The following is a 20,470-nucleotide window of genomic DNA, read 5'->3' on the forward strand; positions in this document are numbered from 1 at the left end:
GACCGCGTGCCGTGACGCGTGTCGTCACGTGAAGCCTGTCACAGGCGTTGGCCCCGGGCGGTGTCGAGGGCCTAGTCTTGCCCTGCAACGTCTGGTACCCGAGCTCAGCCGGGACTGGAACATTTTCAGCGGAGGACAGTGGTGACCTCACCGAGCGATGATCTCGGCCCGTCCGGGCTGCACGGGGATGCCCCGTACCTGTCCGGCGTTTCCAATCTCCCCACCCCTGCGCGTCTGACCGTCGGATTGATCTCGGCCGGCCGAGTCGGAACCGCACTCGGTGCCGCTCTCGAACAGGCCGGTCACGTGGTGGGCGCGGTGGTGGCCCGTTCCGAGGCCTCCCGACGCCGCGCCGCCGACCGGCTCCCCGAATCCGAGGTCATGGACCTGCAGTCGGTGGTCGCCCGGTCGGAGCTGCTGATCCTGGCCGTCCCCGATGCGGCGCTCGGTGCCGTGGTCGACGAGATCGCCCACAGCGGGGCGCTGCGGCCCAACACGCTGGTCGCGCACACGGCCGGAGCCAGCGGCGTCGCCGTACTCGCGCCGCTCGCCGAACTGGGCGCCCTGCCACTCGCCATCCACCCGGCGATGACCTTTGTCGGCACCGCCGACGACACCACACGGCTGCGGCAGGCCTGTTTCGGTGTGACCGCCGCCGACGAGGTCGGGTATGCGATCGCGCAGGCGCTGGTGCTGGAGATGGGTGGCGAACCGGTGCGCATCGCCGAAGCCGACCGCGTGCTCTATCACGCCGCGTTGGCGCACGGCGCCAACCATCTGATCACCCTCATCACCGACGCGGTGGCCGCGCTCGACGCCGCGATCGACGGGCCCGCCGGCCAGGCCGGGCGGGCCGCGGCCACCGTCGACGGCAGCGGCGCGATGCTCGCCGAACGCATCCTGGGCCCCCTCGTGACGGCATCTCTGCAGAACGTGTTGGAGCTCGGGCCGCGCGCCTTGACCGGGCCGGTCGCCCGCGGCGACGCAAAGGCCGTCGCCGACCATCTCGCTGCGCTGCGGAGGCTGCCCGCCGACGACGCCGGTGCCACCGGCATCGCCGAGGCCTATCGCGTGCTCGCCCGTCGGACCGCAGCCCACACCGCTGCGCCCGCCGAACTCATCGACGTGCTGGAGACGACATGACCACCGACCTCGGCGACAAGCCGTACACGCCAGGCGAACTCACCGTGCATCGTGATCCGGCGACGCTGCACCGGATCACGTCCGCGCTGCGTCGCGCGGGCAAGCGGGTGGCGCTGGTGCCCACCATGGGCGCACTGCATGCCGGGCACCTCGAACTGATCCGGACCGCGAAGGCCAGCGGCAACACCGTCGTCATCGTGTCGATCTTCGTCAACCCGCTGCAGTTCGGGGCCAACGAGGACCTCGATGCCTACCCGCGCACCTTCGACGCCGACTGCGAGTTGCTGCGGCCGCTCGGGGTGGAGGTGGTGTTCGCGCCCACGGCCGCCGACATGTATCCCGACGGGCAGCGCACGATGGTCCATCCGGGCTCGGCCGGCGCCGTGCTCGACGGCGCGTCTCGGCCCACCCATTTCGCCGGGATGCTCACCGTGGTCCTCAAGTTGCTCACCATCGTCGCGCCGCATGCGGCCTACTTCGGGGAGAAGGACTATCAGCAGCTGGTCCTGATCAAGCAGATGGTCGACGACCTGAACCTCGACGTCGACGTCGTGGGCGTGCCGACGGTGCGGGAGAGCGACGGTCTGGCGATGTCGTCGCGCAACCGGTACCTCGACGAGGAGCAACGCGAGCTGGCCACCACGTTGTCGGCGGCGCTGGTCGCCGGTGCCCATGCCGCGGCCGGCGGACGCGACGCGATCCTCGCCGCTGCGCAGTCGGTGCTCGACGCCAATCCCGAGATCGAGGTGGACTACCTCGCGCTCACCGACCGTCAACTCGGCGAACCACCCGAGTTGGGCGACGGACGGCTGTTGGTCGCCGCCCGGGTCGGCGCGGCACGCCTCATCGACAACGTGGGCGTCGCGATCGGCACCGGTTTCGCCGGTCGCGACCCCGAACAGATCCACCACTGACACCAGATCACCCACCGAAGGGAATCGCATATGTTCCGCACCATGATGAAGTCGAAGATCCACCGGGCCCGGGTCACCCAGGCCGACCTGCACTATGTGGGATCGGTGACCATCGACCAGGATCTCCTCGACGCCGCCGACCTGCTCGAGGGTGAACAGGTCACCATCGTCGACATCGACAACGGTGCCCGCCTCGAGACCTATGTCATCGCCGGCGAACGCGGCTCCGGTGTCATCGGCATCAACGGCGCCGCAGCGCATCTCGTACACCCTGACGATCTGGTGATCATCATCGCCTATGGCATCTTGAACGAGCAGGAGCTGCGCGAGTACTCGCCCTCGGTCGTGTTTGTCGATGACCGCAACCGTGTCCTCGAGGCCGGCGACGACCCGGCCCGTGTGCCCGCCGGCTCAGGGTTGCGTGACCCGCGTGAGCTCGTCGACACCGCGGTGTAGTCGCGTCCATGCTGCTGACCGTCGACATCGGGAACACCAACATCCATCTCGGGGTCTTCGCCGGCTCGGGCGAACACGCAACAATGGTGCGCGACTGGCGTATCCACACCGAGCCGAACCTGACCTCCGACGAGCTCGCGCTGCTGATCCGCGGCCTGCTGGGCTCCGACATCGAGCAGGTGACCGGTGTCGCGGCGCTGTCCACGGTTCCGTCGCTGCTGCGTGAGCTGCGGGTGATGGTGCCGCGCTACTTCGGCGACGGCCATCACCACATCCTGCTGGAACCCGGTGTGCGGACCGGCGTTCCGCTACTGGTGGACAACCCCAAAGAGGTCGGCACCGATCGTGTCGCCAACTGTGTTGCCGCCCACCACAATTATCCGAAGGCGCCGTGCATCGTGGTGGCCTTCGGCACCGCCACCGTGGTGGATGCGGTGTCGGCGAAGGGGGAGTTCCTCGGCGGTGCCATCGCCCCCGGCGTGAACCTCGCGGTAGAGGCGCTCTCCGAACACACCGTCACGGTGCGAAAGGTGGAGTTGATGCCCCCGCGCAGCGTGCTGGGCAAGAACACCGTCGAGGCGCTGCAGTCGGGCATCCTGTACGGGTTCGCCGGTCAGGTCGACGCGCTGGTGGACCGCGTGCGTGACACCGTCGCCGGCTTCGACGGCGACGACGTGTCCGTGGTGGCCACCGGCTTCCTGGCGCCGTTGATGTTCGACGAATGCGAAACGCTCACCGCCCATCACCCCTACCTGACCCTCGACGGGTTGCGGCTGGTGTACGAGCGGTCAAAGCAGCAGCGTCGGCGCTGAGGTTCCGATTGTCGCCGAACCTGATCTCGATACACTCCTCACTCCGTTCGTCGTTACTCGATCAGCGGAGGACATACCGGTCCCGCAGGGGTCGGGGTGCGACCCTCCGCAGGCTCCGGGTCTCAGGGGCCGGGGGTGACGACTTCCACCACGTCTCGGATCTGTGCAGGTCTGGTGCAGAGTGTGATTCTGTGGCACACTTTTCGCCGTGATCAAGAGCTGTCTGGAGTGTTGTCAGGGCTGAGTTCCGCATCTGCGGCCGCCCTTCTTCGACGACCCCCGCTCACTCGATTACTTTCAGGACCTCACATGACCGCCGTCCTCGGTACCCCCATCACCACTGTCACAACGTCCGCCGACGCCACGCCGCTGTCGGCCCAGGCCGCCGACTACGAGAAGCTGGTGCGCTCCGGCCACACACCCGTCGACGTCCGTAGCCAGCGCAAACGCCAGGCCGACGGTGTGCTTTCCGGGGCGCTGGCCGTCGACGCCGCCGAACTCCTCACCCGTCTCACCCCGGGGACGCCGGAGTCCCTGCGTTCGGCCCATACCGACGCCCGCTGGCTGCTGATCAGCGACGACGGTCACGAGGCCGAGTGGCTGGCCTGGCATCTGCAGGCGCGCGGCATCGCCGGGGCGGTGTTCGTGGTCGGCGGGTTCCGCGCCCTGCGCCGGGCGCATGTCGCCGGCACCATCAGCGAACAGGAGCTCGCCGCGATCTCCGCCCACTGAACCGGCGCGGCGGGCTGCTCGACCGGGCAACGGGCGCGACACCTGATTCCGATAAGGTCTCGGGGGTGAGCAACTCCCCGACCACGCAGAACGCGCCCGTAGACACTGCCGACGACAACGCCCCGGAGCAACTCCGGATCCGTCGGGAGAAGCGCGACCGCATCCTGGGCGAGGGGCGCGAGGCCTACCCGGTCTCCATCGCGCGTACACACAGTCTGTCGGAGATCCGGGCCGCCCATCCCGACCTCGAGGCGGGCACCGAGACCGGCGAGATCGTCGGGGTGACCGGCCGCATCATCTTCCTGCGCAACAAGGGCAAGCTGTGTTTCGCCACCCTGCAGGAGGGGGACGGTACCCAGTTGCAGGCGATGATCAGCTTCAACGGTGTCGGCGAAGAGGCGCTGACCCGATGGAAGGCCGATGTGGACCTCGGTGACATCGTCTTCGTGCACGGCGAAGTGATCAGTTCACGCACCGGCGAGTTGTCGGTGATGGCCGATTCCTGGGAGATGGCGTCGAAGGCGTTGCGTCCCTTGCCCGTCGCGCACAAGGAGATGAACGAGGAGACCCGGGTCCGGCAACGCTACGTGGACCTCATCATGCGGCCGGAGGCGCGAGCGAATGCGCGAACCCGCATCGCGGTGATGTCCGAACTGCGAAATGCGTTGTCTCGCAGAGACTTTCTCGAGGTCGAGACCCCGATGCTGCAGACGCTGCACGGGGGTGCCGCAGCCCGTCCGTTCGTGACGCATTCGAACGCCTTCGACATGGATCTCTATCTGCGGATCGCGCCGGAGCTGTTCCTCAAGCGGTGCATCGTCGGCGGGATCGAGCGGGTCTTCGAGATCAACCGCAACTTCCGCAACGAGGGCGCCGACTCCACCCATTCGCCGGAGTTCGCGATGCTGGAGACCTATCAGGCCTACGGCACCTACGACGACGCTGCGGTGATGACTCGCGAACTGGTGCAAGAGGTCTCACAGGGAGCGCTGGGCACCCTGACGCCGACGATGGCCGACGGTAGCGAGTACGACCTGTCGGGGGAGTGGACGTCGCTGCAGATGTATCCGTCGCTGTCGGAGGCGCTGGGGAGCGAGATCGTCCCGATGAGCGGCGATGCCGGCACCAGCGTCGACGAACTGCTGTCGATCGCCGATCGGGTGGGACTCGAGGTCCCTAAGGACAAGGGCTACGGGCATGGCAAGCTCGTCGAAGAGCTCTGGGAGCACATGGTGGGGCAACATCTGTCGCAGCCGGTGTTTGTTCGTGACTTCCCGGTCGAGACATCGCCGCTGGTGCGAGCGCACCGCACCGTCGCGGGGGTGGTCGAGAAGTGGGACCTGTATGTGCGCGGCTTCGAACTCGCCACCGGCTATTCCGAGCTCGTCGACCCGGTCATCCAACGGGAGCGGTTCGTCGATCAGGCGCGGCTGGCCGCGGCCGGCGACGATGAGGCGATGCGTCTGGACGAGGAGTTCCTCGCCGCGATGGAGTACGGTATGCCCCCGACCGCCGGCACCGGCATGGGCATCGACCGCCTGCTGATGGCGCTGACCGGTCTCGGGATCCGCGAGACGATCCTGTTCCCGCTGGTCAAGCCGCGTTCGTGAGCCTGCCGTCGCGCGTCGGGAGTTCGTCGGTGACCAACCCCCGACGCGCAGAGACCGGCTAGCTGTTGGTGGTCCAGAGTGGCGGCAGGAACGGGAAGAGTGCGTTGTGGGTACCCGCGATCACATCCCAGATCGGCAGCCACACATTGTTGTAGACATCGGTGCCGGACAGCCAATAGCCGAGCTCCAGAATTGATTCCGTACTTCCCACGTCACTTGCCCTTCTGCCCAGGTCGGTGTGCACGATTCGGCACGGTCGGAACAATATCGGACACCGATCTGCCGACCGGCAGTGGGGTTAGGTTTGCCTAGCCAATACTCGGCAACGACGCCTGTGGATCGCAACCACACGGAGAACTGGCATCCACACAGGTTGTAACCGCCGTGGATGTCAGTTCCACGTGTGGTTGCGTTGGGTCCCCGCCTGCGGCCGTCACGCGAGTGTGGGTAGTTGCCGTTTGAGGATCTTGCCGGCCGCGTTACGCGGAAAGGCTTCGACGAACACCACCGATCGGGGCACCTTGAAGTTGGCCAGGTGCTCCCTGGCGTAGGCGATGACCGACGACTCGTCCAGCTCGGTGCCGTCGCGCACGGTCACGTAGGCGCGGCCGACCTCGCCGAGGCGTTCGTCCGGCACCCCGATCACCGCGGATTCGGTGATCCCGTCCAGTCGTGCGAGGGTCTGCTCGATCTCGGCGGGATAGACGTTGAAGCCTCCGCAGATGTACATGTCCTTGAGGCGGTCGGTGATCTTCAGATTGCCACGGTCGTCGATGGTGCCGATGTCGCCGGTGTGCAGCCAGCCGTCGTCGTCGATCGTCTCCTTCGTCGCGGCCGGGTCGTCGAGGTAGCCGCGCATCACCATGGTGCCGCGTGCCAGCACCTCACCCTGCTCCGACAACGCGATCTCCATGCCCTCGAACGCTCGGCCGCAGGTATTGGCGACGGTCTCGTCGTCGTCATCGGGAGTGCAGGTGGACACGAACCCGCTGGCCTCGGTCAGTCCGTATGCGGTGATGACGGTGTCGACGCCGAGGTCGCTCTGGAGTCGCTCGATCAGGACGACCGGCACGATCGCGGCGCCGGTCACCACCAGCCGCAGCGACGAAAGGTCGTGCTCGGCCCGCGTCGGGTCGTCAAGGATCGTCTGGAAGATGGTGGGCGCCCCTGGGAAGACGGTGGCGCGCTGGGTTGCGGCGAGCCTCATGGCCTCGGCCGGCGAGTACACCGCCAGCGGCAGCATCGTCGAACCGAACAGCGTGCACGGCAGGATGCCGGCCTTGTAGCCGAAGGTGTGAAAGTACGGGTTCACCATCAGGTAGCGGTCGTCGGCGTTCAGTCGGCCGTTGGCGCCCCACGCGTGCGAACCGGCGATCGTCTGCTGGTGTTCGGCCAGTACACCTTTGGACTTGCCGGTGGTGCCAGAGGTGAACAGGATGTCGGAGATGTCGTCGGGGGCCACGGAATCCGCGCGTTTCTCGGCTTCTGCGCGTGTCTCCGGGGTGGCGCGATCGAGAAAGTCCGTCCACTCGACGGCGCCGTCGGGAATGGTGGAGGAGTTCTCGAATACCACGCCGACGACGGTGTCGGGCATCGCGGCGCGGTGATCGCGCATCAGGTCGGCCAGGTGATCGCCGCCCAGGAACTCGGAGGACACGATCACCGCGCGGGCGGCGGAACGCTCGATGATCTCGATCGCCTCACCGGCGGTGTAACGGGTGTTCAGCGGCACCAGCGTCGCGCCCGCATACTGCACACCGAGCGCGGCGATCGGCCAGTGATAGCTGTTCGGAGCCCAGATGGCGACGCGATCACCCGCGCCGATGCCCGACGCGATCAGCGCGGCGGCGCAGGTGCGTACCTGATGGGCGAATTGTGACCAGGTCAATTCCAGATGTGGTGTGTCCGACGATGTCCACTGGTCGTCGATGATGGCGGTGCGTGCCGGCCAGGTCTGTTCGGCCCTGCGCAGGGCAGCAGGGGTCGTCAGGATCGCCTCCATGCCCCCAACCTAGCACTTGCTTGGTGCGCTAAGCTAGCGGCCATGACCTCGATCAACCTGGCCGACCGGGCGGTCGACCTCGGCGAATGGGCGCAATCTGTGCCAGATGCCGATGAACAGTTCGCTCGTGCCGTGCGGACGTGGCTCGACGAGAACCTCGTCGGCGAGTTCGCACACCTCAAGGGGCGCGGCGGTCCGGGCAGCGAGCACGAGTTCTTCAGCGAGCGACTTGCATGGGATCGTCATCTGGCTCGGTCGGGCTGGACCTGCCTCGGCTGGCCGGCCCGATACGGAGGCCGGGGTGCCACGTTGGAACAGCGCATCATCTTCCATCAGGAGTACGCGCGCGCCGACGCCCCGGCGCGCGTCAACCACCTCGGTGAAGAGCTCCTGGGGCCCACCCTGATCGAGTACGGCACCGAGGAGCAGAAGCGACGCTTCCTGCCCGGCATCGTCGACGTCACCGAGTTGTGGGCGCAGGGCTACTCCGAACCCGGCGCCGGGTCCGACCTCGCCGGGGTCTCGACCAACGCTGCGCTCGACGACGCCGGAGAGCAGTGGGTCATCAACGGGCAGAAGATCTGGACGTCGCTGGCCCACGTCGCGCAGTGGTGTTTCGTCATCGCCCGGACCGAGAAGGGCTCATCGCGGCACGCCGGGCTGAGCTTCCTGCTGGTACCGCTCGAGCAGCCTGGTGTCACCGTCCGACCCATCCAACAGCTCACGGGTACATCGGAATTCAACGAGGTGTTCTTCGACGGCGCGGTGACCGAGGCGGACCTCATCGTCGGCGAACCGGGTGACGGTTGGAAGGTCGCGATGGGCCTGCTGCAGTTCGAGCGGGGTGTCTCCACCCTCGGTCAGCAGGTCGGCTTCGAGCGGGAATGGCGCAACCTGGCCGAGATCGCACGACGCAACGGAGCGGCCCACAACCCGGAGATCGCTTCACGGTTGACGCGCGCCTGGATCGGTTTGAAGGTGATGCGCGCCAATGCCCAACGCACCCTCGCCGGCGACATCGTCTCCGGCGCCGGCGCCGCCTCGGTGTCGAAACTGTTGTGGGCCAACTGGCATCGCGACCTCGGCGAACTCGCGATGGCGATCATCGGTGCACCGTCGCTGATCGGCCCGACCCACACCGCCGAAGGCAGCGAGAACGACATCACCGACCCCGATCACGTCGAACTCGACGAATGGCAACGCCTGTTCCTGTTCACCCGCGCCGACACCATCTATGGCGGTTCGAACGAGGTGCAGCGCAACATCATCGCCGAGCGCGTGCTCGGCCTACCGCGAGAGGCCCGATCGTGACAGAAACCGCTGTCGATCCATCCGTCGTCCGTTCGCCGCTGGCAACACCGCCGGCCGAGACACCCGGACACGGACTGCTCCTCGGCCGCAAAGTCGTGGTGACCGCCGCCGCCGGCACCGGCATCGGCTTCGCCACCGCGCGCCGCGCGCTGCTCGAAGGCGCCGACGTGGTGATCAGCGATTGGCACGAACGCCGACTCGGCGAGGCGCAGGAAAAGCTCGCGGCCGAGTTCACCGATCGCACCGTCGGTCAGATCGTCTGCAACGTCCAGGAATCCGTGCAGGTCGATGCGCTGATCGAGGCTGCGGCAGGCGAACTCGGCCGCATCGACGTGCTGGTCAACAATGCCGGCCTCGGCGGCGAGACACCGGTCGCCGACATGACCGACGAGGAATGGGACCGCGTCCTCGACATCACGCTCAACGGGACCTTCCGTGCCACCCGTGCGGCGCTGCGCTACTTCCGTGGCGTCGATCACGGCGGGGTCATCGTCAACAACGCATCGGTACTCGGTTGGCGCGCCCAACGCGGCCAGGCGCACTATGCGGCGGCCAAGGCCGGCGTGATGGCGCTGACCCGCTGCTCGGCCGTGGAGGCCGCCGACTTCGGTGTCCGGATCAACGCGATCGCACCGTCGATCGCCAAGCATCCCTTCCTGGCGAAGGTGACCAGCGACGAACTCCTCGACGAACTCGCTGCCAAGGAAGCGTACGGGCGGGCCGCCGAGGTCTGGGAGGTCGCCGCCACCATCGCCATGCTCGTCAGCGACTACACCACCTATCTCACCGGCGAGGTCGTCTCGATCTCCAGCCAGCGTGCCTGACCACAGAACAGGAGCCATGACATGACCACACCGCAGGCCTACATCGTCGACGCCATCCGCACCCCGGTCGGCAAGCGCAACGGTTCGCTCGCCAAGACCCACCCGGCGGATCTGGGCGCCCACGTGCTGACCTCTCTCGTCGAACGCACCGGGATCGACCCGAACGTGGTCGACGACGTGGTGTTCGGTTGCGTGGATGCCATCGGACCGCAGGCCGGCAACATCGCGCGCACCGCCTGGCTGGCCGCGGGGCTCCCGCTCGCCATACCGGGGACCACCGTGGATCGGCAGTGCGGGTCGTCGCAGCAGGCCATCCACTTCGCCGCGCAGGGCGTGATGAGCGGAACACAGGACGTCGTGGTCGCCGGCGGTGTGCAGAACATGAGCGCGATCCCTATCTCGCAGGCCATGATCGCCGGCCAGGAACTCGGCTTCACCACGCCTACCGCAGAATCCGCAGGGTGGCGCGAACGCTTCGGCGATGCCGCGATCTCCCAGTTCAACGGCGCCGACATGATGGCCAACAAGTGGGATATCTCCCGCGAGGACATGGAGCGCTGGGCGCTGCAGTCCCACGAGCGCGCTCGTGCCGCGATCGCCGAGGGCCGTTTCGACAACGAGACCGCGGCGCTCGGGGACTGCGTCGTCGACGAGTGCCCGCGCGAGACGTCGATGGAGAAGATGGCCGGGCTCGCCCCGTTGGCTGAGGGATCGCGGCTGACCGCGGCGGTGTCGTCGCAGATCTCCGACGGCGCGTCGGCCACCCTGGTGGTCTCGGAGAAGGCGCTCAAGGAGTACGGGCTGACGCCGCGCGCTCGCATCCACCACATGTCCGTGCGCGGCGACGACCCGGTGATGATGTTGTCGGCGCCCATCCCGGCGACCGCCTACGCGCTGCAGAAGACCGGGCTGTCGATCGACGACATCGACGTGGTCGAGATCAACGAGGCGTTCGCGTCGGTGGTGCTCTCGTGGCTGAAGGAGACCGGCGCCGATCCGGCAAAGGTCAATCCGAATGGCGGCGCCATCGCGCTCGGACACCCGCTGGGTGCCACCGGGGCCAAGTTGTTCGCCACCCTGCTCAACGAACTCGAGCGGTCGGGTGGTCGCTACGGTCTGCAGACCATGTGTGAGGGCGGCGGTACCGCGAACGTGACCATCGTCGAGCGGCTGAGCTGACTGCGCCCCGGTCTCCTCGTCGATGAAATGGCGCAGTACAGACCAGCAACGTCGGCCGGGGGCTTCTGACTACGCATGTAGTCGTATATCCTGCTGTGACGCACTGCATAGTATGCTGGAACAAGTGCGGGGGATTGTTTCAAACAGGCCCTCGTGTCGACCGGCACTACACGAAGGATCGCAATGACCAAACCAGCAGAGGTGAACACCGCGGCCGCCGGCCGGGTGTCGTCGGAAGCCCACTCCATGACCGAGCTGCTGGAGATCCAGCGCGCGGCGTTCCTGCGTGACGGCATCCCGGACGCGAAGACCCGCATCGATCGCATCACGCGCCTGTCGTCGCTGCTCCTGGACAACTCGGAGGAGATCGCGGCGGCCCTGGAGGCCGACTTCGGATCGCGGCCCCGTGAACTGTCGATGGCGACCGACATCGTCGGCTGCATGATCGACCTCACCCACCAGCGGCGGCACGCCGAGAAGTGGATGAAGGAGGTCAATGTCGCCAAGGGGCAGGGCCTGGCCGGCTTCAAGCAGCGACTGCGCCACGACCCGCTCGGCGTCGTCGGCATCATGGGCCCGTGGAACTTCCCGCTGAACCTGACCTTCGTGCCCGCCGGCTCGGCATTCGCTGCCGGTAACCGGGTGCTGATGCGTCCGTCGTCGGTCACCGCGCGCACCACCGACGTGATCGCCAAGCATGCGCCGGACTACTTCTCCATCGAAGAACTCGCCGTCATCACCAGCAAGCACGGCTCGGGGTCGGACTTCGCGAAACTGAAGGTCGACCACATGTTCTTCACCGGTTCGCCGGAGGTCGGTTCGTCGGTCGCGCAGGAGGCTGCGAAGAACCTCGTGCCGGTCACCCTGGAACTCGGTGGCAAGAACCCGGCGGTCGTGGACCCCGACGCCGACATCGACAAGGCAGCGAAGTTCTTGGCCGACGCGCGCATGGTCAACGGCGGGCAGGTCTGCCTGTGCCCCGACTATGTGTTCGTCCCCGAGGCCAAGCTCGGCGAGTTCACCGACAAGGTGATCGCGCGGTGGAAGGAGAAGTTCCCGACGATCCGGTCGAACTCCGAGTACACCTCGACGATCAACGAGAAGAACTTCACCCGCATCGTCGGTCTGATCGAGGATGCCGAGCAGCTGGGCGCCACCAAGCATCAGGTGATCCCGGCCGGCGAATCATTGCCGGACGCCGAGGCCCGTAAGATCCCGCCGACGCTGCTCACCGGGGTCAAGGCCGGCATGAAGATCGAGGAGGACGAGGTCTTCGGTCCGGTGTTGACGGTGTATCCGTACCGGGAGCTGTCCGAGGCGATCAGCCACATCAGCAGTCACCCGCATCCGCTGACGATGTACTGGTCCGGCGACGACAACGCGAACTACAAGAAGCTGATCGACGGCACCCGCAGTGGTTCGGTCAACGCCAACGACTTCGCCACGCATCTGTTCAGCTTGGAACTGCCGTTCGGTGGTGTCGGCAAGAGTGGCATGGGCGCCTACCACGGCCGCACGGGCTTCGAGACGTTCAGCCACGCGCGCGCGGTGACGGTGTCGACGCTGCCTGTTTCTATCGCCGAGATGATGTCGCCCCCGTTCACCAATCGGGACAAGAAGATGACCAACGGGCAGCTCAAGATGTGGGCGCGCTTCAACCGCAAGGCCATCAAGAAGAACAAGAAGCGCTGACGTAAGTTTCTCTCACAGGACTTCTCACCGGGAGTCGCTCCGCTTGGCCGGGTTCGCATCGCGCGAACCCGGCCAAGCGCTTGCTAGGGTGAACCCATGGCCCCACGTACCGGCACCGTCACCGGCTCCACCAGACGTGACGAGCTGCTGGCCACGGCCGGGCAGATGTTCGCCGAACAAGGGCTGCGATCCACCACGGTGCGCGACATCGCCGATGCCGCGGGGATCCTGTCCGGAAGTCTGTATCACCATTTCGACTCCAAAGAGTCGATGGTCGACGAGATCTTGCGCGGCTTCCTCGAGGATCTGTTTGCCCGGTACCGCGAGATCGCCGCGGCCGGTCTCACCGCCGCGGAGACGTTGCGTCGGCTCGTCGTCGCGTCGTTCGAATCGATCGATGCGCAGCGCAATGCGGTCGCCATCTATCAGGACGAAGCCAAACGTCTTGCGGCGCAGGAGCGATTCGGTTACATCGGTGAACTCAACACCGAGTTCCGGCAACTGTGGCACGCCGTGTTGCAGCGCGGCGTGGACGTCGGTGAGTTCCGTGCCGACCTCGACGTCGAACTGGCCTACCGCTTCCTGCGGGACACCGTCTGGGTGGCGGTGCGCTGGTACCGGCCCGGGGGTGCGTTGTCGGCCGACGACATCGCCGAGCAATATTTGTCGATCGTGTTGGACGGCATGCTGCCGCGCTGACCCTCCCGAGCACCGAGCGCCACCACGCGGTCCCTGCGGAGCGGTTGATAGTGTGACCTGCGTTACGAGCAAAGGGGCACGCCATGACAGAGCGCTACACACCCACAACCGCCGCAGCCATCGACACGGTCCGTCAGCACACGCTCGGTGACCTGCTGCGTCGCACTGCATTGCGCGTGCCCGACAAGGTCGCGGTCATCAGCGGTGACACGACGCTGACGTACGCCGACTTCGACCGTGCGGCGAACCGCTGCGCCAACGCGCTGTCGTCGCGGGGCGTGGTCAAGGGCGACCGGATCGCGCTTGTCAGCCACAACTGCTGGCAGTTCGCAGTCCTGCACTATGCCTCGGCGCGTCTGGGCGCGGTGCTCGTCCCGGTGAACTTCGGCCTCGGCCCCGAGGAGATCAGTTTCATCCTCGACCATTCGGGTGTGAGTGTCGTGGTGACCGAGGACGCGCTGGCGTCGACGGTCAGCAAGGCGATGGAGTTGTCGGGATTGACCGACGCCGTCCGCGGCTGGATTCCGATGGGTGGGGTATCCGCGGAGGCGGGCTGGGAGAGTGTCGACGAATGGATGACCACCGGTGACGAGTCCGTGCCGCAGGTGGCCATCGCCGATGACGACCCGCTGCGTCTGATGTACACCAGCGGCACCGAGTCGCGACCCAAGGGTGTATTGCTGTCATCGAAATCCTTGATCAGCCAGTATGTCTCGTGTGCCATCGACGGCGGAATGAGTGGTGACGACGTAGAGATCCACTCCTTGCCGCTGTTCCATTGCGCGCAGCTCGACTGCTTCCTGTCGGTCGACGTCTACCTCGGCGCCACCAGTATCATCCTGCCCGGGCCCGACCCCGCGGCGATGCTCGAGACGATCGAGCAACGGAAGGTGACGAAACTGTTCTGTCCGCCCACGGTGTGGATCTCGCTGTTGCGGCACCCGGACTTCGACCGGCGTGACCTGTCGTCGTTGCGCAAGGGCTACTACGGCGCGTCCGCCATGCCCGTCGAAGTACTCCGTGAACTCGGCGAGCGACTCCCCGACGTCTCGCTGTGGAACTTCTATGGCCAGACCGAGATGTCGCCGTTGGCAACGATTCTGCAGCCACACGAGCAACTCGACCGGGCGGGCTCGGCCGGTCGTGCCGCGCTCAACGTGGAGACCCGGGTCGTCGACGACGAGGACAATCCGGTCCCCAGCGGGGAGGTGGGCGAGATCGTGCATCGCAGCCCGCACGCCTCGCTCGGCTACTACAACGACGAGGACAAGACCGCGGCCGCCTTCCGCAACGGCTGGTTCCACTCCGGCGACCTCGGCATCATCGATGCCGACGGCTATCTCTCGGTGGTGGACCGAAAGAAGGACATGATCAAGACCGGCGGTGAGAACGTGGCCTCGCGCGAGGTGGAGGAGGCCATCTATCTGCTCGACGGAGTCGCCGAGGTGGCGGTGTTCGGTGTGCCGCACCCGAAGTGGATCGAAGCCGTGGCCGCAGTCGTGGTGCCCAAACAGGGGGTGACGCTGACCGAGGAGCAAGTGTCCGACCATGTGGCGGGCGTTCTCGCCGGCTACAAGCGACCCAAGTACGTGGTACTCGCCGACGCGCTGCCGAAGAACCCCAGCGGGAAGATCCTCAAGAAGGATCTGCGAGTGCGGCACGCGGACATCGCCGAGGCCTGAGCCGGCTCACGGCGCCCGCCGTCACCCCAACGTGCCGAGCGCCTTCAATCGGCCCTGCGCCTGCGTCATGATCGACTGGACCAGTTCGTCGCAGCTGGGCAGATCGTCGATCATGCCCACCACCTGACCGGACGCGAGCACCCCGGCCCGGGTGTCTCCCTGGACGAGACCGGCCCGCAACAGCATGGGGGTGTTGCCGGCCATGATGATCTGTTGCCAGCTGCGCTCGCCGGACTTGCGCATCGTGCGTCCGTCGCGGAGCATCGTCGTCCACTTCATGCCGGTCAACTGTTTGAACTCGTTGGCGTTGCGGGCCGCTGCGATCAACGCCTTGGCGCGGCTGCCACTCTCGAGGGCCTCGACCAGAGGAGTGCGCAGGACGCGATGCGGCATGCCGTCGACTTTCACTGACACCACGGTGTCACCGAGACCGCGGCCCAGGTATTCCTGTTTGACGGCGTCGGGGACGGCGCTGTCGGCAGTCAGCAGGAATCGGGTGCCCATCGCGACTCCCTCGGCGCCGTATGACAGCGCAGCCACCAGGCCGCGGCCGTCGAAGAAGCCGCCCGCTGCCACCACCGGTATACCGTTGCTTCCCAAAGCGTCCAGCACCGACGGCAGCAGCAGGGTGGTGGCCACCGGGCCGGTGTGCCCGCCGCCTTCACCGCCCTGCACGATGACCGCATCGGCGCCCCACGAGGCCACCTTGACCGCGTGCTTGGCAGCGCCGATGGACGGGATCACCACGACCCCGTTCTCCTTCAGCTTCGCGATCAACTCCTGCTTCGGTGCGAGGGCAAAGGACGCCACTCGCACCCCTTCGCGGATCAGCAGATCGATCCGCTGCGGTGCGTCGGTGGCATCAGCCCGGATGTTGACGCCGAACGGCTTGTCGGTCAATGACTTCGTCTTGGCGATCGCCGCTTCGAGTTCGTCGTAGGTCATCGTCGCCGAGGCGAGGATGCCCAGCCCGCCGGCATTCGAGGTTGCCGAGGTGAGCGACGGCCCGGACACCCAGCCCATGCCGGTCTGCACAATCGGGTACTCGATGCCGACGAGTTCGGTGAATCGGGTCGACAATCCCGCCGCACGTGCTGCGGCACTCATTTCACTTCTCGATTCCGTACGCCCCTGGGATCGAGGACATCCCGGATCAGAGCCAGCTCCTCATCGGAGGGTAGACGTGTGTTCGGAGCGTCGGCGAGACCGGCGATGTCGAACCCGGTGTTCTCCGCGACCTCGTCGGCCGTGACGCCCGGATGCAACGACCGTGCCCGCATGGTGTGTTCTGGGCCCTCGAAGTCGAAGACGCCCAGATTGGTGACCACCCGCGGGATATTCAGATAGCGAAACGCCGGATTGTCGGGATCGACCTTGTCGTAACCGACCCCGGAGACGATGTCGACGTGCTCGGTGAACACCCGCGTGGTGTGGCGGGCCACCCAATAGCTCGTCGGGTGATTGATGGTGTTGCCGGGCGCGCCGCGCACGCCGAACATCTGGCGGGTCGGATGCTGCAACGGCCCGAAGGCCGACAGGTTCTGATTGCCGTAGCGGTCGATCTGGTTGGCGCCCATCACCACGTGGCGACGTCCCGAGGCGACCACGTCGAAGACCTTCCGGAACGGCATCCAGCCCTCGATGGGTCCGGACTTGCCGATCGGCGGGGTGTCGGCGAGGACGAGTGCCTCACCATCGGTGATGAGCAGGTCGGGTTCGATGGTCAGTCGGGCCAGGCGGGCGCCGATCAACGGGGTCGGTGCCATCGGCGAGGCCATGATCTCGCCTGCACCGGAGAAGATCTCGGCACACGCCGCGACGCAGATCTCGGCGCGGGTGATTTCGACTGGCTCGGTCGGTGAAGAACTCGTATCGGCGGCGGTGCTCATTGCTTGTCCTCCTGCTCGCTCTGCCATTCGGTGACGGCGCGCTGATAGTCGGCCTCGTCGACCTCGAGGAAGCGCTTGGCAAAGGCCGCCCACGTCTCCGGGTCTTTGGCCGATTCCACGTAGAACTGCTGGAACTTCTCATCACGGCCGTACTCGCCGGCAAAGGTGAAGTGTGCGCCGTTCGGTGCATGCACGACGCGATCGACATTTATCCGGTTCAGTAGCAGTCGTTGCGTGGGAACGGTTTTCACGAGCACCTCGGTGGACACGATCTGGTCGGTCTCCAGGTAGCGACGTTCGGCGGCACCGCAGAAGATGTCGTCCATGTACGGATCGACGCCGGTATAGGCGGCGTTGCCGCGATTGTCGGCGAGATCGAGATGGACGAATGCGGCATCGAGGCGCAGCGCGGGCATGGCGATCAGGGTCTCGGTCCTCCCGTCGGCCGCCGGGTAGGGGGAATCGACTGTCTTCAGTTCGCCGTCCCAGAAGTTGGGCACGTCCGAGCCGAGTCCGGCGCGGATCGGCAGGAACGGCAGTCGTGCGGCGGCGGCCTCGAGACCGCACTTGACCATGCCCTCATCCATCTCACGGGCCTCGAGCGTGCCCGACGTGCGGGCCTTTGCGAACCACGGGTCGTAGAACGGCGCCGAGTCCAAGGACACGAAGCCGTAATAGGCGCGTCGGACCTTCCCTGCCGCGCAGAGCAATCCGAGATCCGGGCCGCCGTAGGTGACGACGGTCAGATCCTTGACGTCGGAGCGGGCGAGCGCACGGACCAGCGCCATCGGCTTGCGCCGCGAGCCCCATCCGCCGATGCCGATCGTCATGCCGTCACGCAGTTCGCCGATGACGTCGTCGAGGGAACTGGTCTTGTCGGTCGGGGTGGCCGTCATCAGGCGCGTCCTCCGTTGCTGTTCGATCCGGCGCTGTCGAGGGCCTTACCGGTGCTGACGAATGCGTCGCGGTGCTCGTCGGCGACGCCGGCGAGGTTCAGTTCGAAGGTGAAGCCCTGCTCGAGTCGGTAGCTGCTCTTCACGTCGACCGGATCGATGTGATTGATGGCCTCCTTGGCGGCTCGGATCACTCGGGTGTCCTTGGCGGCGATCTGCTCGGCGACCTCCATCGCCGCGTCCAGCAGGTCGGGCCGGGACACGACGCGGTGGACCGAACCGAAGTGTTCGAGCTGCTGGGCGGTCACATTCTGCGCGGTGTAGTAGAGCGTGCGCATCATGTGTTGCGGTACCAGCCGGGCCAGGTGAGTGGCCGCCCCGAGGGCGCCGCGGTCCACCTCGGGCAGGCCGAAGACAGCATCGTCGGAAGCGATGATGACATCGGCATTGCCGACCAGTCCGATCCCGCCGCCCACGCAGAAGCCGTTGACCGCCACGATCACCGGCACCTTGCAGTCGTAGACGGCGGAGAAGGCAGCCGCGCATCCCCGATTGGCGCCGATCAGTGCGTCGAACCCGTCGGTCGCCTGCATCTCCTTGATGTCGACGCCGGCGTTGAACCCGCGCCCCTCGGCTCGCAGGATCACCACATGGGTGGCCATGTCCTCGCCGGCTGTGGTGATGGCGTCGGCCAGCTCGAACCATGCCGCCGACGGCAATGCGTTGACGGGCGGGTAGTCGACGGTCACCGTCACGATCCCGTTGTCGGTGCGTGTCGTGGTGATCGGCACACCTGCTCCTCTCGGGTCTGCGAAACACAACCAAGCAAGTGCTTGGTTGTTTGGTAGGGTAGCACTCATGAAGGCAGACGGGCAGGCCGCTGGTCAGGGCGTCGTCGGCGCCGGTGCCGTTTCGGTTGCCGCGCGTGGACCGGACTTGGGTTTGGACAAGAAGGTCGTGCTCGTCACCGGCGGGACGCGCGGGGTCGGTGCGGGCATCACGCGCGTGCTGGCCGAGTTCGGCGCGGTTCCGGTGGTGTGTGGCCGCCACCCCGGAGCCGACTCGGACGTCGAGTTCATCGCCTGCGACGTGCGCGATGCCGACGCCGTCGATGCCATGGTGCGTGACATCGTCGAGGCGCACGGTCGGCTCGACGGGGTGGTGAACAATGCCGGGGGCTCGCCGTTCGCGCTGGCCGCCGAGGCCTCGCCGCGGTTCACCAGCAAAATCGTGGAGCTGAACCTGCTCGCCCCGTTGTCCGTCGCGCGCGCGGCACACGCAGTGATGCATGAGCAGTCCGGCGGCGGTGCGATCGTCAATGTGTCGAGCGTCAGCGGCCACCGGCCGTCCCCGGGCACGTCGGCCTATGGTGCGGCCAAGGCGGGACTGGACAACGCGACGACGTCACTGGCCATCGAATGGGCGCCACGTGTGCGCATCAATTCCGTGGTGTGCGGATCGGTGCTGACCGAACAGGCGCATCTGCACTTCGGTGACGATGCCGGCATCGCAGCGGTCGGGGAGACGATCCCGATGCAGCGACTCGCGATGCCCGAAGACGTCGGCAACGCCGTCGCGTTTCTGCTCAGTCCGCTGGCCGGTTACATCACCGGTTCAACGCTGACCGTGCATGGTGGTGGTGAGCGACCGGCCTTCCTGGCCGCGGCGACCGCCGACAACAAGGTATGAGCAACCGCCCGACTTCGGTCGAGGCGAATGATGAAGGGGAGAAGTGTTGGCTGACAAGCTGAATGAGGGACGTGTCGCCATCGTGACCGGTGCCGGGCAGGGCATCGGTCGAGCGCATGCACTCGCGTTCGCCGCAGAGGGGGCACGCGTGGTGGTGAACGACTTCGACACCAACTCGGCGCATGCCGTGGCCGACGAGATCGTCGCCGCCGGCGGTAAGGCTGTTCCGGTCGTGTCCGATGTGGCCGACTGGGATGCGGGCAAGGACATGATCGCCGGCGCCGTCGACACCTTCGGTGGGCTCGACATCATCGTCAACAACGCAGGATTCGTGCGCGACCGGATGCTGGTCGCCATGTCCGAAGACGAGTGGGACGCTGTGGTGCGGGTTCATCTCAAGGGGCATTTCGTGACACTGCATCATGCCGCCGCATACTGGCGCGCCGAATCGAAGGCCGGTCGTCCGCGAACCGCTCGGATCATCAACACCTCATCGGGCGCAGGCCTTTTCGGGTCGGTGGGGCAGGGCAACTACGTGGCGGCGAAAGCCGGTATCACCGCTCTGACCATTCAGGCGGCGGCCGAGCTGGCCGGCTACGGGGTGACGGCCAATGCGATCGCGCCGTCCGCGCGGACTCAGATGACCATGGGTGCCGGCGAGGCGATGGCAGCGCAGATGGCCGCACCCGCCGACGGCTCCTTCGACGCCATGGATCCCGCGAACATCTCGCCGCTGGTGGTGTGGCTCGGCTCGCCGGAGTCCGCCGGGGTCACCGGACGGGTCTTCGAGGTCGAGGGCGGGAAGGTCACCGTCATCGACGCATTCCAGCGCAGTGCCGAGCAGGACAAGGGATCGCGCTGGGCGCCGGGCGAACTGGGTGCGGTGGTCGAAGAACTCCTTGCGAAGTCGCCGGTGCCCGTTCCGGTCTACGGCGCGCGGTAG

General features: G+C 66.6%; 20 protein-coding genes. 14 read left to right on the forward strand and 6 right to left on the reverse strand.

Features of this window, described 5'->3' with window-relative positions; genetic code table 11:
• Positions 1 to 141 precede the first annotated feature (141 nt).
• The 6 genes from OSB52_RS02215 (at position 142) to lysS (ending at position 5,667) form a co-directional block, all read left to right on the forward strand.
• Entirely contained in the window at positions 142 to 1,143 is a 1,002-nt protein-coding gene (locus OSB52_RS02215; protein ID WP_266059947.1) for a Rossmann-like and DUF2520 domain-containing protein, read from the forward strand.
• Positions 1,140 to 2,057, forward strand: coding sequence for a pantoate--beta-alanine ligase (gene panC / locus OSB52_RS02220; RefSeq protein WP_266059948.1), 918 nt, complete (start codon positions 1,140 to 1,142; stop codon positions 2,055 to 2,057). The genes OSB52_RS02215 and panC overlap by 4 nt, the downstream gene beginning before the upstream one ends.
• Positions 2,058 to 2,087: 30 nt before the next feature.
• The gene (panD, locus tag OSB52_RS02225; protein ID WP_235724485.1) at positions 2,088 to 2,513 is read left to right on the forward strand and encodes an aspartate 1-decarboxylase; all 426 of its coding nucleotides are present in this window, start codon (positions 2,088 to 2,090) and stop codon (positions 2,511 to 2,513) included.
• A gap of 8 nt (positions 2,514 to 2,521) precedes the next feature.
• The gene (locus tag OSB52_RS02230; RefSeq protein WP_235724486.1) at positions 2,522 to 3,325 is read left to right on the forward strand and encodes a type III pantothenate kinase; all 804 of its coding nucleotides are present in this window, start codon (positions 2,522 to 2,524) and stop codon (positions 3,323 to 3,325) included.
• Between the two features lie 309 nt (positions 3,326 to 3,634).
• On the forward strand, positions 3,635 to 4,057 hold the full coding sequence (locus OSB52_RS02235) for a rhodanese-like domain-containing protein (protein ID WP_235724487.1): 423 nt from the start codon (positions 3,635 to 3,637) through the stop codon (positions 4,055 to 4,057).
• Positions 4,058 to 4,122: 65 nt separating this feature from the next.
• Positions 4,123 to 5,667, forward strand: a complete 1,545-nt coding sequence (lysS, locus tag OSB52_RS02240; RefSeq protein WP_235724488.1) for a lysine--tRNA ligase — start codon at positions 4,123 to 4,125, stop codon at positions 5,665 to 5,667.
• A gap of 58 nt (positions 5,668 to 5,725) precedes the next feature.
• On the opposite strand, the gene OSB52_RS02245 is transcribed toward lysS, so the two are convergent.
• Positions 5,726 to 5,878, reverse strand: a complete 153-nt coding sequence (locus OSB52_RS02245) for a hypothetical protein (protein WP_235724489.1) — start codon at positions 5,876 to 5,878, stop codon at positions 5,726 to 5,728.
• Between the two features lie 222 nt (positions 5,879 to 6,100).
• Positions 6,101 to 7,669: a FadD3 family acyl-CoA ligase gene (locus OSB52_RS02250; protein ID WP_266059953.1), complete on the reverse strand. Its 1,569-nt coding sequence runs from the start codon at positions 7,667 to 7,669 to the stop codon at positions 6,101 to 6,103.
• 42 nt (positions 7,670 to 7,711) lie between these two features.
• Here OSB52_RS02250 and OSB52_RS02255 point away from each other — a divergent pair, with 42 nt between their 5' ends.
• The 6 genes from OSB52_RS02255 (at position 7,712) to OSB52_RS02280 (ending at position 15,056) form a co-directional block, all read left to right on the forward strand.
• Positions 7,712 to 8,980 carry an acyl-CoA dehydrogenase family protein gene (locus tag OSB52_RS02255; protein ID WP_266059955.1) on the forward strand — a complete coding sequence of 423 codons (1,269 nt, stop codon included), beginning with the start codon at positions 7,712 to 7,714 and terminating at the stop codon, positions 8,978 to 8,980.
• Positions 8,977 to 9,804: an SDR family oxidoreductase gene (locus OSB52_RS02260; protein WP_266059956.1), complete on the forward strand. Its 828-nt coding sequence runs from the start codon at positions 8,977 to 8,979 to the stop codon at positions 9,802 to 9,804. Before OSB52_RS02255 ends, OSB52_RS02260 begins: the two co-directional genes overlap by 4 nt.
• A gap of 21 nt (positions 9,805 to 9,825) precedes the next feature.
• Complete coding sequence (locus OSB52_RS02265) at positions 9,826 to 10,983, forward strand: acetyl-CoA C-acetyltransferase (protein WP_266059957.1); 1,158 nt, start codon at positions 9,826 to 9,828, stop codon at positions 10,981 to 10,983.
• 183 nt (positions 10,984 to 11,166) lie between these two features.
• Positions 11,167 to 12,675, forward strand: coding sequence for an aldehyde dehydrogenase family protein (locus OSB52_RS02270; RefSeq protein ID WP_266059958.1), 1,509 nt, complete (start codon positions 11,167 to 11,169; stop codon positions 12,673 to 12,675).
• A gap of 96 nt (positions 12,676 to 12,771) precedes the next feature.
• Positions 12,772 to 13,374: a TetR/AcrR family transcriptional regulator gene (locus OSB52_RS02275; protein WP_266059959.1), complete on the forward strand. Its 603-nt coding sequence runs from the start codon at positions 12,772 to 12,774 to the stop codon at positions 13,372 to 13,374.
• Positions 13,375 to 13,457: 83 nt separating this feature from the next.
• A complete protein-coding gene (locus OSB52_RS02280; RefSeq protein WP_266059961.1) occupies positions 13,458 to 15,056 on the forward strand; it encodes an acyl-CoA synthetase in 1,599 nt (532 codons plus the stop codon).
• 21 nt (positions 15,057 to 15,077) lie between these two features.
• Here OSB52_RS02280 and OSB52_RS02285 read toward each other — a convergent pair whose 3' ends face one another.
• Genes OSB52_RS02285 through echA20 form a run of 4 tightly spaced genes read right to left on the reverse strand, consistent with a single transcriptional unit; the run spans position 15,078 to position 18,629 of the window.
• On the reverse strand, positions 15,078 to 16,163 hold the full coding sequence (locus OSB52_RS02285) for an NAD(P)H-dependent flavin oxidoreductase (RefSeq protein ID WP_266059963.1): 1,086 nt from the start codon (positions 16,161 to 16,163) through the stop codon (positions 15,078 to 15,080).
• A complete protein-coding gene (locus OSB52_RS02290; protein ID WP_266059964.1) occupies positions 16,160 to 16,945 on the reverse strand; it encodes a CoA-transferase subunit beta in 786 nt (261 codons plus the stop codon). Before OSB52_RS02290 ends, OSB52_RS02285 begins: the two co-directional genes overlap by 4 nt.
• Complete coding sequence (locus OSB52_RS02295) at positions 16,942 to 17,841, reverse strand: CoA transferase subunit A (RefSeq protein WP_266059965.1); 900 nt, start codon at positions 17,839 to 17,841, stop codon at positions 16,942 to 16,944. Before OSB52_RS02295 ends, OSB52_RS02290 begins: the two co-directional genes overlap by 4 nt.
• Positions 17,841 to 18,629 (reverse strand): (7aS)-7a-methyl-1,5-dioxo-2,3,5,6,7,7a-hexahydro-1H-indene-carboxyl-CoA hydrolase, encoded by a 789-nt coding sequence (gene echA20, locus OSB52_RS02300; RefSeq protein WP_266059966.1) that lies wholly within the window; start codon positions 18,627 to 18,629, stop codon positions 17,841 to 17,843. The genes OSB52_RS02295 and echA20 overlap by 1 nt, the downstream gene beginning before the upstream one ends.
• Positions 18,630 to 18,696: 67 nt before the next feature.
• Between echA20 and OSB52_RS02305 the strand changes: the two genes are divergently transcribed.
• Positions 18,697 to 19,527, forward strand: coding sequence for an SDR family oxidoreductase (locus OSB52_RS02305; protein ID WP_266059967.1), 831 nt, complete (start codon positions 18,697 to 18,699; stop codon positions 19,525 to 19,527).
• A 46-nt stretch (positions 19,528 to 19,573) separates the two neighbouring features.
• A complete protein-coding gene (locus OSB52_RS02310) occupies positions 19,574 to 20,470 on the forward strand; it encodes an SDR family oxidoreductase (RefSeq protein ID WP_266059968.1) in 897 nt (298 codons plus the stop codon).

Source organism: Gordonia aquimaris (assembly GCF_026262595.1).
Classification (GTDB): domain Bacteria; phylum Actinomycetota; class Actinomycetes; order Mycobacteriales; family Mycobacteriaceae; genus Gordonia; species Gordonia tangerina.

Bases quoted from the DNA above. Each gene is read 5' to 3' on its own strand.
- OSB52_RS02230 (WP_235724486.1), top strand. From the start codon at position 2,522: ATGCTGCTGACCGTCGACATCGGGAACACCAACATCCATCTCGGGGTC.
- OSB52_RS02285 (WP_266059963.1), bottom strand. From the start codon at position 16,163: ATGAGTGCCGCAGCACGTGCGGCGGGATTGTCGACCCGATTCACCGAA.
- panC (WP_266059948.1), top strand. From the start codon at position 1,140: ATGACCACCGACCTCGGCGACAAGCCGTACACGCCAGGCGAACTCACC.
- OSB52_RS02270 (WP_266059958.1), top strand. From the start codon at position 11,167: ATGACCAAACCAGCAGAGGTGAACACCGCGGCCGCCGGCCGGGTGTCG.
- OSB52_RS02255 (WP_266059955.1), top strand. From the start codon at position 7,712: ATGACCTCGATCAACCTGGCCGACCGGGCGGTCGACCTCGGCGAATGG.
- OSB52_RS02275 (WP_266059959.1), top strand. From the start codon at position 12,772: ATGGCCCCACGTACCGGCACCGTCACCGGCTCCACCAGACGTGACGAG.
- OSB52_RS02250 (WP_266059953.1), bottom strand. From the start codon at position 7,669: ATGGAGGCGATCCTGACGACCCCTGCTGCCCTGCGCAGGGCCGAACAG.
- panD (WP_235724485.1), top strand. From the start codon at position 2,088: ATGTTCCGCACCATGATGAAGTCGAAGATCCACCGGGCCCGGGTCACC.
- OSB52_RS02265 (WP_266059957.1), top strand. From the start codon at position 9,826: ATGACCACACCGCAGGCCTACATCGTCGACGCCATCCGCACCCCGGTC.
- OSB52_RS02305 (WP_266059967.1), top strand. From the start codon at position 18,697: ATGAAGGCAGACGGGCAGGCCGCTGGTCAGGGCGTCGTCGGCGCCGGT.
- OSB52_RS02290 (WP_266059964.1), bottom strand. From the start codon at position 16,945: ATGAGCACCGCCGCCGATACGAGTTCTTCACCGACCGAGCCAGTCGAA.
- OSB52_RS02235 (WP_235724487.1), top strand. From the start codon at position 3,635: ATGACCGCCGTCCTCGGTACCCCCATCACCACTGTCACAACGTCCGCC.
- OSB52_RS02295 (WP_266059965.1), bottom strand. From the start codon at position 17,841: ATGACGGCCACCCCGACCGACAAGACCAGTTCCCTCGACGACGTCATC.
- OSB52_RS02280 (WP_266059961.1), top strand. From the start codon at position 13,458: ATGACAGAGCGCTACACACCCACAACCGCCGCAGCCATCGACACGGTC.